Here is a 13,055-nt window from a genome sequence, read left to right on the forward strand (position 1 = left end):
AAGGGATCCAAGATGGCGCAATCCATGATGCTGATCGAAAAATGCAGCCATTGCGTAAGCTGGTACGATATTGAAACAGCGGCCCGTCAGGGCCGCTTGGATCTGCCGCATTTCCCTCATGAGTTCGTGGTCGATGATGACTTTCACTATGCCTATGTCGGACATTACGGAGTGCAAAACTCAGGCATCGACGGCACCGATGGCCGTTCGGTCATAGTGATTGATATCCGTAAGCAGGAAATCGTGCACAGCTATGATCTGGGTGAACATGCGCGCCCGCATGGGATCGGTCTTGACGGTCAGGGCCGGCTTTATGTGCTTTCGGAATGGACCGGACATCTGCTGGTCAAAGAAAACCCGCGCGCCTTCGATCAGGGCTGGGATCACATCACGCCAACCGGCGGCACCAAATGCCATCTGTTTGCGCTGACCAAGGATGGGCATACGGCCTATTCAATGAACCTGACTTCGGGCGATGTGACCGTGTTCAATCCCTATGATGCGTCGGTCGCGCCGATCTCGATCAAGACCGGTCAGAAACCCGAAGGCCGTTGCCTGCGGGAAGAGGCGCAGACGCTCTATACCTCGCAGCGTATCTCGAACACCGTGGCTGTGATTAACACCGAAACGCTTGAGATCGAGCGCACCTTTCCAACGCCGGATGATCCCTGTCGCATCTATTACGACGAGAAACGCAACCGGCTGGTGACAATGAACCATTTCGGAGGATCGTTCTCAGTATTCGATGAAGCCACCGGAGAGATGCTGCACGAACAGAAAACACCTGCTAACCCGCTGGCTCTCTGTATCGATGATGAGGCCGCCTTTGCATACATCGCCATCGATTGCGAGCAGGTGCAGCGGTTCAACCTTGATACATTCGAGGTGGTGCAGACCTTTGACACGGGCAAGGAACCGGACGTGATGGTCATCCTGCCCGACGGATTTTCCAAACACTGGGAGAGTGCGGCATGACCAAGCCTCGTATCGCTATTGTGCCCGGCGACCCTTCGGGGATCGGCCCGGAACTGATCGCCAAACTGCTTCATCAGGAGGGCGTGCAAGAGGCCGCCGACATCGTTCTGGTGGGCGACAGCCACCTCTGGCAGCGCGGCGCGGAACAGGCTGAACTGGACGTGCCGCTGAACGCGGTGGCCGAGGTGGCAGCACAACCGGGTCTGACTCATCTGGCGCTGGACACCATCGCGCCCGAGGACGTGAAAATCGCCGAAGTTACAGTCGAGGGGGGCACCACATCGCTCCGCTGTCTCGACAAGGCGATGGATCTGGCGATGGCGGGGCAAGTGGACGGCATCCTGTTCGGTCCGTTCAACAAGGCCGCAATGACCGCAGCCGGGCTGAATGCCGAAGATGAGCACCGCTATATGGCGCGGTATATGGGGCACACCGGCTATCACTCGGAACTCAACGTTCTGGATGAGCTGATGACGACCCGCGTGACCTCGCATATCGGGCTCAAGGACGTGGCGGCCAATATTACCGAAGAGGGAATTTTGAAGGCGGTCAATCTGGCCAATGACACCCTGTGCAAGGCCGGGAAAACCCGCCCCAATATCGCGGTGGCGGCGCTGAACCCGCATGCGGGGGACAATGGCAAGTTTGGCCGGGAAGAGATCGATATTCTGGAGCCTGCCGTGCGCAAGGCGCAGCAGAAACAGTTGAATGTGACCGGCCCGTGGCCCTCGGACACGGTGTTCCTGAAGGCGCAGCGGGGCGAGGTCGATGCGGTTGTGACCATGTATCACGATCAGGGCCAGATCGCGATCAAGCTGATGGGGTTTGAACGCGGCGTGACCGTTGCAGGCGGCTTGCCCATTCCGGTCGCCACCCCGGCTCATGGCACTGCTTTTGATATCGCCGGACAGAACAAGGCCAATCCGGGCGCAACACGGCAGGCGTTTGATCTGCTGGTGCGCATGGCGAAAACGCATCGCGCCGAACGCAGCGCGGACTGAGGAGACAAAAATGACCAAGATCAAATCCGTACGTACCCGCGTCTGGAACTGGACGGGGCCGACGGTTCCGCCGACCGGAAACTTTTGCACGAACGCGTCTGACGTGCTTTGGGACAAGGGCGATGCAATGTCATCGTTTCGCTTCCATCAATGGCTGACCTGCGAGATCGAGACAGAAGACGGCACAGTGGGCATTGGTAACGCGGCTCTTGCGCCAACCGTAGTTAAGAAGGCCATCGACGACTGGTTTGCACCCATGGTGATCGGCGAAGACCCGTTTGACTACGCCTATCTGTGGGAGAAAATGTACCGCCGCAGCCATGCTTGGGGTCGCAAAGGGATCGGGATGACCGCGATCTCGGCCGTTGATCTGGCGATCTGGGATCTGATGGGCAAGTTGGCGGGCAAACCGGTTTTCAAGCTGCTTGGGGGGCGCACAAAGGAAAAGATCCCTGTCTACTACTCGAAACTATATTCCGGTTCGATCGAGAGTATGCAGGCAGAGGCGGAAGAGGCTAAAAAGCACGGCTACACCGCGTATAAGATGCGCTTTGGCTGGGGGCCCAAAGACGGGATGCCGGGCATGCGCGAAAACCTTAAACGCGTCGAGGCGGTGCGTGAAGTGGTTGGTTATGACGCTGATCTGATGCTGGAATGCTATCAGGGCTGGAACGTGGACTACACCAAGCGCATGCTGCCGAAACTGGCAAAATATGAGCCTCGCTGGCTGGAAGAACCTGTGATCGGTGATGATGTTGCCGGGTATCAGGAGCTCAACGCAATGAACATCGTGCCGATCTCAGGTGGTGAGCATGAATTCTCGGTTATTGGCTGCAAAGATCTGATCGCCAGCAAAGCGGTCAGTGTCCTGCAATATGACACCAATCGCGTGGGGGGTATCACAGCGGCGCAAAAGATCAACGCCATTGCAGAAGCATTCCAGGTGCCAGTCATCCCGCATGCGGGCCAGATGCACAACTACCATCTGACCATGGCTAATGCCAACTGCATGATCAGCGAGTACTTCCCCGTCTTCGATGTCGAGGTCGGAAATGAGCTGTTTTATTACATATTCGAAGGTGATCCAGATGCAGTCGACGGGTTCATTGATCTGGATGATAGCAAGCCGGGTCTGGGCATCGAGATCACTGATAAGCACCTCAAACACTTCGAGATTACGGAGTAACTCATGAGCTATACTGGTATCTGGCCGGTTGCGCCGACGCCGTTCAATGATGACGGAACACTTGATCTGGAAGGGATGAAGCGGGTTCTGGATTGTCTGATCGATCAGGGCGCGGACGGGATTTGCGTTCTGGCCAATTTCTCGGAACAGTTCCTGATTTCAGATGAAGAACGCGAGATCCTGACACGGCTGAGTCTTGAGCATGTCACCGGTCGTGTACCGATGATCGTAACGATCAGCCATTTCGCAACGCAGATCGCGGTGGAACGGGCGCAATTCGCTAAGGATTTGGGTGCTGATGTCGTGATGATGATGCCGCCCTATCACGGGGCGCTTCTGAAAGGGAACGCCCAACAGACCTTCGAGCAGTTTGCTGCCGTGGGTGAGGTTGGCATTCCGATCATGGTGCAGGATGCGCCTTTGTCGGGTGTCGATCTGCCGGTTCCGCTGCTGGTGCGCATGGCGCAAGAGATCGACATGGTAAAGCTGTTCAAGGTCGAATGTCCGCGTGCCGCCAACAAGCTGCGCGCGCTAATCGCAGAAGGCGGTGATGCCATCGAGGCACCCTTTGATGGTGAGGAAGGCATCACTCTGTTGGCTGATCTGGATGCCGGGGCCAAGGGGTCGATGACATCGGGCATGATCGTGGATCAGATCAAGCCAGTGATTACGCATCACCATGCGGGTCGCATTGATGAGGCGACGGCGGCCTATGGGCGTGTCGCGATGGTGATCAACCACGAGAACCGCCAATGCGGTTGGCAATCGTGCAAGGCAGCGATGGTCGAAGGCAGCGTGATCCGGTCTGAATTCTGCCGCCACCCGATTGATCCGCTGCAACCGGCCATTCGCGACCGTTTGATAGACCTTTTGAAACCGCTGGACCCGCTGGTCCTGAAATGGGGAAAATAGAATGATCCTTGGAAAAAACCTGATCGACGGCAAATGGGTCGGATCAGACAATTCACGCGCGTCGGACGATCTGGACGGACAAAGCTTTGCGCAGGCGACAGCGTCGCAGGTGGATGAAGCCTGCAAGGCCGCACGCCGGGACTTTCGCGCATACTCTGCCAAATCGCGGGCCGAGCGTGCCGCGTTTCTGCGCACGATTGCGGATCAAATGGATGTGTTGGGGGATGAAATCACCCAGACAGGCATGGCCGAAACCGGCCTGCCCGAGGCGCGTTTAGTGGGCGAGCGCGGCCGGACCACCGGCCAGCTGCGCATGTTCGCTGACCTGATTGCAGAGACAGAATATCTCGATATCCGCAAAGACGGCGCACTTCCTGATCGGACGCCACTCCCCCGTCCTGATCTGCGCCTGACGCACAAAGCCATCGGCCCTGTCGCCGTCTTTGGTGCGTCGAACTTCCCGCTCGCCTTTTCTACGGCGGGCGGTGATACAGCCTCGGCTTTGGCGGCGGGATGTCCCGTCATCGTCAAGGGGCACAGCGCCCATGCGGGCACCGCTGAGCTTGTGGCGCAAGCCATCGCAAAAGCGATTGAGATCTGTGGCATGCCCTCGGGCACGTTCCAGATGGTACAAGGCTCGGGGCGTGAGGTCGGGTCTGCGCTTGTCCAGCATCCTGACATTCGGGCGGTTGGCTTTACCGGATCGCTGGCCGGTGGACGCGCTCTCTATGATCAGTGCCATGCGCGTCCGCAGCCTATCCCATTCTATGGTGAGCTGGGCTCGGTCAATCCAATGTTCTGCCTGCCTGCCGCGATGGCTGCCCGCGCCGCCGAAATCGGGGCAGGGTGGGCCGCGTCCCTGACAATGGGCGCGGGTCAATTCTGCACCAATCCCGGAGTCGCTGTCATGCTGGCCGGACCTGAGTCTGACGCGCTGGAATCGGCTTGTGCGGCCGCGCTGAATGGCACGGCTGAACAGAAGATGCTGACCGACGGTATCCACGAGGCATATGAGCAAGGTGTCCGTGAGTTCCGCGATCTGATGGTCGAGGTTACGTCTTGCGGGGCGGCAACCGGCAAACGCGCGGCTGTTCCGGCGCTGTTCAAAGTCACTGCCAAGGAATGGATGGCAAATCCAAAGCTGCAACACGAAGTCTTTGGGGCAGCGGGTATACTCGTCCGCTGTGACGACCTTGACGAGATGCAGGCCGTTGCTGAGTGCCTTGAGGGTCAGCTGACCTTGACTCTACACTTGGAGGACGCAGACGCAGACCTTGCCAGCAGCCTGATGCCGGTGCTGGAAGAAAAGGCAGGCCGTTTGCTGGCCAATGGCTTCCCGACGGGGGTCGAGGTGTGTTCTTCGATGATGCATGGCGGGCCTTATCCGGCAAGCACGGATGTGCGCGCCACATCAGTTGGCACCCTGGGGATCGTGCGTTGGCTGCGACCCGTCAGTTATCAGAATATGCCCGCATCGCTTTTGCCCAGCGAATTGCGAGGCTGAGTTTCTGAGATTGTGACCGGGAACAAGGTGGTCTAACTTCTGCCCAAAGGCGGTGGTTGCATGACGAACAAGAATCCCGGTCGCACGCATGTCACGATGCGAGACGTCGCCAAAGCGGCAGGCGTTTCACGGATGACAGTCAGTCGGGCACTGAAGAAAAACAGCCCTATTTCCAAAGAAACGCGGGACCATATTCTGCAAGTCGTCAAGCAGATGAATTACGTGCCCGATCAGATGGCAGGTTCCCTGACGACCAAGAAATCCGGCTTTGTTGCGGTACTTTTGCCCTCTCTGAACAATCTGCATTTTGCGTTAACGGTTCAAAGCCTGACGGAAGAGTTGGAAAAGGTGGGTCTTCAACTACTGCTAGGGCACACCGACTATTCGGCGGAGCGCGAGGAGCAGTTGGTCGAAACCATGTTGCGCCGCCGCCCTGAGGCGATCGTGTTATCTTATGATGGCCATACACAGCGCACGCTTGATTTGCTGGCGGACGTATCGGTGCCCATCGTGGAAATCTGGGAAAAACCGAAACATCCCATTGCGCACACGGTTGGGTTTTCGAATTCCAAAGCCGCTTGTGACATGACGACGGCGCTGATTGAGCGCGGCTTCAAGAACATCGTTTTTCTTGGCGAGGAGCAGGATGATTGGACCCGAGGCGCCGCACGCCGGGATGGTTTCGAGCAGGCCATGCGCAGTGCGGGGTTGGACGCCGACGCTCAGATCATGTTGGGGACACCGCCGCTGACTATCGAAAACGGTGCTGCAGCAGTTGACGTTATTCTGGAACAGTATCCGCAGGTGGAGTGCGTGTTTTGCGTATCGGACATGGCGGCCTTTGGTGTTCAGAGCCGCCTTTTGCAAATTGGTAAATCCGTGCCAGAGGATATCTCTGTCGTTGGGTTCGGCAATTTCGAGGTGTCGCGGTTCAGTTCCCCCTCGATCTCCACCGTCGTCGTTGATCCGATCGAAATCGGGAGGCAAACCGGCAAGCTTATCTCGCGCCTTTTGAACGAGGAAGAAAGCCCAACAGATTCGCCTTGCCACGTAACGCTGACACCGCGTGTCGAGTTTCGCGAAAGCTGCAAACCCCTTTAATTTTCTAAACCATTGATAAAATTAAATATAATTTACTATGTGACCGGTCACATAGCTGATAGTGTGACCGGTAACAAAGGGTGGAGGAACAATGCCCCGGATACGGTTGGAGGGCCTCGTGAAACGGTACGGGGACTTTGAGGTTCTGCATGGAATTGACCTCGAAATGGAGGAGAATGAGTTCACGGTTTTTGTCGGGCCGTCCGGCTGCGGGAAGTCCACGACACTTCGCATGATCGCCGGGCTCGAGACGGTCTCGGACGGTGAGATTTTCATTGATGAAAAACCAGTCAGTCATCTAGAGCCCAAGGCCCGCGATCTGGCGATGGTGTTTCAGGACTATGCGCTCTATCCGCATCTCGACGTGGCGCGAAACATGTCCTTCGCGTTGCGGCTGCAGAAAGTTCCAAAGGCTGAGATTGACAGGAAGGTGGGCGAGGTCGCCAAGATGCTGGGCCTCACCGATTACTTGCATCGCAAACCGGGCGAGTTGTCAGGCGGACAGCGCCAGCGTGTCGCGATGGGGCGGGCCCTGACGCGCGACAGCAGCACCTTTCTGTTCGATGAACCGTTATCCAATCTAGACGCCAAATTACGCGGGCAAATGCGGGCTGAGTTGGCGCTGATGCGTCAACAGGTGCAAAAGAACATGATCTACGTCACCCACGATCAGATCGAAGCGATGACACTCGCCGACAGGATCGTGGTGATGCATGGCGGGTACATCCAGCAGCAAGGCACACCGGAAGAACTGTATAAGCGCCCGGCCAACAAGTTTGTCGCCGGGTTCCTCGGATCGCCCCCAATGAATCTTCTGGATGCAACGGTCGAAGATCGAAGTGGCCAGTTGTTTGTAACCGGGGCAGGTTTCGCCATCGGTCTCAGTCAGGAACGTCAGAAAACCCTGTCGGGCGCTGACCTGAGCAACGTCATCCTTGGTGTCCGACCTTCTGACCTAAGCTACAACCCGGATGCCCCGGAAGCTGCCAGTTTGGACCTGAAAGTTGTGGTGTCGGAATACATCGGCGCGCAGTCTGTTCTGATCTGTGACTGCGCAGGTCAAAAAGTTGAGGTCGAACTGAAATCGGACACACCCATCGCTTTGGGTGAAACTCTTCGGTTCGAAGTCAACGCAGACGCAATTCATCTCTTTGATCGCGAAAGGGAGGTCGCCCTGTAACAGCGGCCCAAGACCAGCATGGGAGGAGCAAATGCTGAACTTACTCAAACAAACCGGTGCGGGCGTCGCGGCCCTGACACTGACAGCTGGGTTGGCCATCGCCAATCCTTACGAACCCTACGAAGGCACAACGTTGGTTGTGAACTTCCCGGCCCATCCGCATTTTGATGCGGTCATGCAGGTGCTGCCGCAATTCACGGAAGAAACCGGAATTCGCGTGGAGGTCGACCAGCTTCAGTACCTGAAAATGCGCGAGAAGCAGACACTGGAACTGACCAAGAACAAAGGCGATTATGACCTGATCGCTTATGTGGTGTTTTCCAAGGCTGACTATGTTTATGCCGACCAGTTGGAGAACCTCGCCAAGTACTTCATGAATCCCGCGCTCGCAGATCCGGCCTATGACGCGGATGATCTGATTGATGGCTATGTCGGCAACATTGGTGTCGCGGGCGGCAGCAAAGGGTATCTGCCGGGACCTACTGGGTCGCTGTTTGGCATCCCCTTCGGGTCAGAGACATCAATCCTTGGGTATCGCAAAGACATTTTCGATAAGCATGGGCTTGAGGTTCCCGAAACCTACGACGAATTGCTGGAACTGGCGTGTAAAATACCCGAGCTGGAACCCGGCATGGGTGGATTGGCGTCGCGCGCGGCCTCGGGGCATCACGCATCCCACGCCTACCTGTTGCACCTGGCTCCGTTGGGCGGTCGCATCTTCGATGAGAACTGGAACCCGATTATGAACAACGCTGAGGGGGTCAAAGCCGCCGAAGCGTTGAAGACAATTGTTGATTGTGGCGCTGAAGGGGCCGAGACATTCGGCTTCGCCGAAGCAGGCGCATCTTTCCTGCAGGGCAATTCAGCGATGTTCCTCGACTCCACCGTCTTTGCCGGTCAGGTCAACAACCCCGAGAAATCAAAGGTTGTGGGCCAAATCGGTTGGGCTCCGCATCCTGAAGGCGCGCGCCGTGGCAGCCAGACCGGTGGGTTTGGCATTGGTATCCCGACAAACGCCCAGAACAAGGATGCAGCTTTCCTGCTGATGCAATGGCTAACTTCGAAAGGGGCGGACAAGGCAATCGCGATTGCCGGAGGTAACCCATCCCGGTTCTCAACGCACTCCGATCCGGATGTACTGGCAGAGCAGCCGCATCTTGAGGTGTTTGGCGAGGCGCTCAAACATGCTGATCCGGACTGGCGTCCGATCATCCCGGTCTGGGGTAAGATCAATGCTGATCTGGGGACAACGCTCAGCCAGGTTCTGACCGAAGATCTGGATATCCAGACAGCGCTGGATGGTGTGGCTGAACGCAGCAAAGCGATCATGGATGACGCCGGCTACTACACCTGGCAGCAGTAGGTTCTCCCCTGAGGTGGTGCCTGAGGGTTTGCTCGGGCGCTGCCTCCCAAGACGATACTCCAACAAGTCAAAGGGCCGCAGTTATGAGCGCTGTCGCACGGGCCAATCGGCTCACCCCATATCTGTTTCTTGCGCCTGCAGCGATCGTGCTGGTCTTCGCGTTGCTTTACCCGATCGGGTATATGATCTACGCCAGTTTCCTCGACTGGAGCCCCAGCCAGCGCATTGGTCAGGCCGAGTTTGTTGGACTAAAGAACTATATAAATCTTCTGCACGACAGTGCGTTCCATGAAAGCTTCTGGGTCACGATCAAATTTGCCTTTATAGTGGTGACGCTGGAAATGGCTCTGGGCGTCGGTCTGGCTTTGTTGCTGGATCGGAACATTCGCGGAATGTCTATGCTGCGGACTGTTTTCATCCTGCCCATGATGATCGCCCCCATCGTGGTCGGCCTGATGTGGCGCTATATGTATCACCCGACGGTCGGCATCTTTAACCGCACAATCAAAGGTCTGGGGTTTGACGAGGGTATTCCCTGGCTGTCGGACAGCACATGGTCGTTCATTGCGGTTGTGATTGCCGATGTCTGGCAGTGGACACCCTTTATCTTCATTCTCGCGCTGGCGGCCATGCAGTCGTTGCCACGGTCCGCGTTAGAGGCCGCCGAGATCGACGGCGCAAGCGAATGGCAGAAGATCACCATGATCAAGATACCGCTGATGATGCCGGTTTTGATCGTGACTCTGCTGTTGCGCCTGATTGATGCGTTCAAAGTGCTTGAGGTCATTCTGGTTCTGACCAATGGCGGCCCCGGCCTGTCCACCGAGATCATCGCCTTGCGCATCTTCCGCACCGCGCAGGAGTTTCAGGAACTGGGTGAGGCCGCAGCAATGTCGAATGTCCTTTTGCTGATGCTGATGGGGCTGACCGTAGGGATGTTCATGTACACCAAGGTTCAAGAGGCGCGGGCCGCCAGAATGCGTGCCGCCGCCGAACAAACGGAAAGCTGAAGATCATGGCTATTCAGACCGAAAAACAAAATCCGGCTTTCTATGCTTTGCTGGCAGCGCTGGTTGTCATGTCAGCGGGGCCTATCCTTTTGATGCTGGCGACGTCCTTCAAAATGAATGTCGACATATACGATGAAAGCGTGTCGGCCTTTTTCTTCACACCAACAATCAGGAACTATGAAACGGTCTTGTGCGACGTGCTGTGGTACAACCCGGATCACGTGCAGTATTGCGATCCAACCTTCGGGCGCGCTCTGCGTAACTCTCTGATCGTGGCGACAATCTCCACAGGTGTTACCCTTCTGATTGGTTGTATGGCGGCATATGCGCTGGTCCGGTTTCGCTTTATGGGCCGTGGTACGGTTTCGATGACAACACTGATGATGCGGATGGTTCCGCCAGCTGTGTTGCTGGTGCCGGTGTTTGGCATCTGGACGTTTCAGTACCACCTCGATCAGTCTTATGCCGGGATTATTCTGGTCTACACAGCGATGAACCTGCCCTTTGTTATCTGGATCTTACAGAGCTTCATCGTACAAGTTCCGATCCAGTTGGAAGAAGCAGCGCGCATGGATGGCGCGAATCCTTTTCAGGTGTTTTATCTGGTGGTTCTGCCGATTATCAAACCCGGCCTTGCTGCGGCCGCGATCTTCACTTTCCGCATCGCTTGGAATGAGTTCCTTTTGGCCAATGCCCTGCTTGGCAGATCGACACGGACCGTACCTGTCACCATCGTGAACTCGATCACCGAATATGACATTGACTGGGGTGTGATCATGGCCACGGGCATGTTGCTGGCCGTACCGCCGATCATTTTCACATTTGTGGCTTCGCGGCAGATCATCACCGGTATGACAGCGGGAGCGGTGAAGGGCTGATGATCGATTGGCTGCTTTCACCTATCGATCCAACGCGAGGACATGATGTTGGTTTCTTCCTGTCTTGGCATGCTCGGTGCATGGTGATTGCCTGGGGTGTGATTTGTCCGGCCGCGGTCTTGGCTGCGCGTTACTTCAAGATCCTGCCCGGTCAGAATTGGCCACATGAGCTGGACAATCGGTTCTGGTGGTTGTGCCACTGGAAGGGACAGACCTTTGCTTATGTACTTTCACTTGTCGGGCTGGGGATGATCCTTGCCAGTGCCGGCGAACGCTCAGATGCGTGGCTGCATAAGGCTCTGGGCTATACGGTTCTTGGTCTGGGAACGGTACAGGTTGTTCTGGGCGTTTTCCGAGGCAGCAAAGGGGGCCCCACTGCACCCGCAAGCGATGGCAGCCTGTCTGGCGATCACTACGATATGACAGCGTGGCGGGTCGCGTTTGAGCATATTCACCGCGTGTTGGGATATCTTGCGCTGCTTCTGGCGGCACTCGCGATCCTCAGCGGGCTTTGGTCGTCGAACGCCCCGCGTTGGATGTGGATTATGATCAACGGATATTGGCTTCTGTTGATCGGTGTTGCCATTTTCTTGCAACGCTCTGGCCGGGCCCATGATACATATCAGGCGATCTGGGGGCCTGACCCATCATTACCGGGTAACAAAAGAGCAAAAATGGGATGGCGCACCGTGCGACCCGGCGACCAATTGAAATACCCCTCTAGCGAAGGAGCGGAATAGTGTTTGGCGTTTTGGAAGGCACTGGGTTCGAGGTCATCGAAAAAGAGTTTGAAAGCTGTTTCATCGGCCATGCCCGCGTTGAAAGGCTTTGGACAGGTGCGCGCTGGACTGAAGGGCCTGCCTGGTTTGCTGCTGGACGCTATCTCGTGTGGTCCGATATTCCCAACAATCGGATGATGCGTTGGGATGATACGGATGGTTCGGTGTCGGTGTTCCGCGAGCCTGCAAACAACTCTAATGGTCATACGGTTGATGAGCAGGGACGTTTGGTTTCCTGCGAGCATTTGACCCGCCGGGTGACCCGCACGGAACATGATGGATCGATCACCGTTCTAGCAGATGCTTGGGACGGCAAGCGGCTCAATTCTCCGAATGACGTCGTTGTCAGATCAGATGACTCAATCTGGTTCACCGATCCGTCTTACGGGATCATGATGGACTATGAAGGAGAGCGCGCCGAAAGCGAGATTGTTGCCTGCCATGTTTATCGTGTCGATCCCGACACGAAAGAGGTGACAGCGGTCGCGACGGATTTTGTGAAACCAAACGGTCTGGCTTTTTCACGTGACGGCATGACGCTTTTTGTAGCGGACACCGGTGGTACTCATGCGCCGGGTGGTCCGGCGCATATTCGCAAGTTCAAGGTTAATGGCGATGGGAAATCCCTGTCTGGCGGCGATGTCTTTGCCGAATGTACAAACGGGTTTTTTGACGGGTTCCGGCTGGACCGCGATGGCCGAATTTGGAGCTCGGCCGCTGATGGCGTGCATTGCATCAATTCCCAAGGAGCTTTGATCGGGAAAGTGCATATCCCCGAGATTGTCTCGAATGTCTGCTTTGGCGGCGCGAAGCTCAATCGGCTCTTTGTAACGGCGACCAGCTCGCTCTATTCAGTTTTCTTGAATGTGAATGGATGAAGGTAAACCCCAGCAAAGCAAAGCTACGGCATTTGGTAGCCAAAGTTATGGTTCAAATGCTGAATTGCGTTGGAAGCCTTTTGAGTCGCAAATGGCAAATCTTGTGCACTAGTAAAAAGTTGAGCGATTTAAAATCAAGGGCTTATCTGCCACCAGCGACAGAACCTTGCCATTTTCGCCTCACTTCCTTCATCAAGCACCTAGAGCGATTTCAATGCTACTGACTTCCCTGTTGGGAAATTCAGGACTGATTTGCAGATCAGACACCGAAATCGGACAACGTTGACC

The 13,055-nt window shown here is 56.2% G+C and carries 12 protein-coding genes; all 12 read left to right on the forward strand.

What is annotated here, in order from left to right; genetic code table 11:
* Window positions 1-12 precede the first annotated feature (12 nt).
* The 12 genes from ACR0JE_RS16150 to ACR0JE_RS16205 all read left to right on the forward strand — a co-directional run bounded on the left by ACR0JE_RS16150 (window position 13) and on the right by ACR0JE_RS16205 (window position 12,767).
* Window positions 13-975, forward strand: a complete 963-nt coding sequence (locus tag ACR0JE_RS16150) for a YncE family protein (RefSeq protein WP_480864898.1) — start codon at window positions 13-15, stop codon at window positions 973-975.
* Window positions 972-1,976: a 4-hydroxythreonine-4-phosphate dehydrogenase PdxA gene (locus ACR0JE_RS16155; RefSeq protein ID WP_480864899.1), complete on the forward strand. Its 1,005-nt coding sequence runs from the start codon at window positions 972-974 to the stop codon at window positions 1,974-1,976. Before ACR0JE_RS16150 ends, ACR0JE_RS16155 begins: the two co-directional genes overlap by 4 nt.
* A 10-nt stretch (window positions 1,977-1,986) precedes the next feature.
* Window positions 1,987-3,162: an L-rhamnonate dehydratase gene (locus tag ACR0JE_RS16160; RefSeq protein WP_170537300.1), complete on the forward strand. Its 1,176-nt coding sequence runs from the start codon at window positions 1,987-1,989 to the stop codon at window positions 3,160-3,162.
* A gap of 3 nt (window positions 3,163-3,165) precedes the next feature.
* A complete protein-coding gene (locus ACR0JE_RS16165) occupies window positions 3,166-4,074 on the forward strand; it encodes a dihydrodipicolinate synthase family protein (protein WP_480864900.1) in 909 nt (302 codons plus the stop codon).
* A gap of 1 nt (window position 4,075) precedes the next feature.
* Window positions 4,076-5,578 (forward strand): aldehyde dehydrogenase (NADP(+)), encoded by a 1,503-nt coding sequence (locus tag ACR0JE_RS16170; RefSeq protein ID WP_480864901.1) that lies wholly within the window; start codon window positions 4,076-4,078, stop codon window positions 5,576-5,578.
* Window positions 5,579-5,638: 60 nt separating this feature from the next.
* A complete protein-coding gene (locus ACR0JE_RS16175; RefSeq protein WP_480864902.1) occupies window positions 5,639-6,679 on the forward strand; it encodes a LacI family DNA-binding transcriptional regulator in 1,041 nt (346 codons plus the stop codon).
* A gap of 91 nt (window positions 6,680-6,770) precedes the next feature.
* On the forward strand, window positions 6,771-7,859 hold the full coding sequence (locus tag ACR0JE_RS16180) for an ABC transporter ATP-binding protein (RefSeq protein ID WP_480864903.1): 1,089 nt from the start codon (window positions 6,771-6,773) through the stop codon (window positions 7,857-7,859).
* A 31-nt stretch (window positions 7,860-7,890) separates the two neighbouring features.
* Window positions 7,891-9,222 carry an extracellular solute-binding protein gene (locus ACR0JE_RS16185; protein WP_480864904.1) on the forward strand — a complete coding sequence of 444 codons (1,332 nt, stop codon included), beginning with the start codon at window positions 7,891-7,893 and terminating at the stop codon, window positions 9,220-9,222.
* A gap of 83 nt (window positions 9,223-9,305) precedes the next feature.
* Entirely contained in the window at window positions 9,306-10,232 is a 927-nt protein-coding gene (locus tag ACR0JE_RS16190) for a carbohydrate ABC transporter permease (RefSeq protein WP_480864905.1), read from the forward strand.
* A 5-nt stretch (window positions 10,233-10,237) separates the two neighbouring features.
* Window positions 10,238-11,110 carry a carbohydrate ABC transporter permease gene (locus ACR0JE_RS16195; RefSeq protein WP_480864906.1) on the forward strand — a complete coding sequence of 291 codons (873 nt, stop codon included), beginning with the start codon at window positions 10,238-10,240 and terminating at the stop codon, window positions 11,108-11,110.
* A complete protein-coding gene (locus tag ACR0JE_RS16200; protein ID WP_480864907.1) occupies window positions 11,110-11,850 on the forward strand; it encodes a cytochrome b561 domain-containing protein in 741 nt (246 codons plus the stop codon). The genes ACR0JE_RS16195 and ACR0JE_RS16200 overlap by 1 nt, the downstream gene beginning before the upstream one ends.
* Window positions 11,850-12,767 (forward strand): SMP-30/gluconolactonase/LRE family protein, encoded by a 918-nt coding sequence (locus ACR0JE_RS16205; RefSeq protein WP_480864908.1) that lies wholly within the window; start codon window positions 11,850-11,852, stop codon window positions 12,765-12,767. Before ACR0JE_RS16200 ends, ACR0JE_RS16205 begins: the two co-directional genes overlap by 1 nt.
* The last annotated feature ends 288 nt before the right edge of the window (window positions 12,768-13,055 follow it).

Source organism: Ruegeria sp. H3 (assembly GCF_056533095.1).

What these genes read in the sequence shown, in the direction of transcription:
- ACR0JE_RS16180 (WP_480864903.1), top strand. Translation starts at nt 6,771, where the DNA reads ATGCCCCGGATACGGTTGGAGGGCCTCGTGAAACGGTACGGGGACTTT.
- ACR0JE_RS16160 (WP_170537300.1), top strand. Translation starts at nt 1,987, where the DNA reads ATGACCAAGATCAAATCCGTACGTACCCGCGTCTGGAACTGGACGGGG.
- ACR0JE_RS16155 (WP_480864899.1), top strand. Translation starts at nt 972, where the DNA reads ATGACCAAGCCTCGTATCGCTATTGTGCCCGGCGACCCTTCGGGGATC.
- ACR0JE_RS16150 (WP_480864898.1), top strand. Translation starts at nt 13, where the DNA reads ATGGCGCAATCCATGATGCTGATCGAAAAATGCAGCCATTGCGTAAGC.
- ACR0JE_RS16185 (WP_480864904.1), top strand. Translation starts at nt 7,891, where the DNA reads ATGCTGAACTTACTCAAACAAACCGGTGCGGGCGTCGCGGCCCTGACA.
- ACR0JE_RS16165 (WP_480864900.1), top strand. Translation starts at nt 3,166, where the DNA reads ATGAGCTATACTGGTATCTGGCCGGTTGCGCCGACGCCGTTCAATGAT.
- ACR0JE_RS16200 (WP_480864907.1), top strand. Translation starts at nt 11,110, where the DNA reads ATGATCGATTGGCTGCTTTCACCTATCGATCCAACGCGAGGACATGAT.
- ACR0JE_RS16190 (WP_480864905.1), top strand. Translation starts at nt 9,306, where the DNA reads ATGAGCGCTGTCGCACGGGCCAATCGGCTCACCCCATATCTGTTTCTT.
- ACR0JE_RS16170 (WP_480864901.1), top strand. Translation starts at nt 4,076, where the DNA reads ATGATCCTTGGAAAAAACCTGATCGACGGCAAATGGGTCGGATCAGAC.
- ACR0JE_RS16175 (WP_480864902.1), top strand. Translation starts at nt 5,639, where the DNA reads ATGACGAACAAGAATCCCGGTCGCACGCATGTCACGATGCGAGACGTC.
- ACR0JE_RS16195 (WP_480864906.1), top strand. Translation starts at nt 10,238, where the DNA reads ATGGCTATTCAGACCGAAAAACAAAATCCGGCTTTCTATGCTTTGCTG.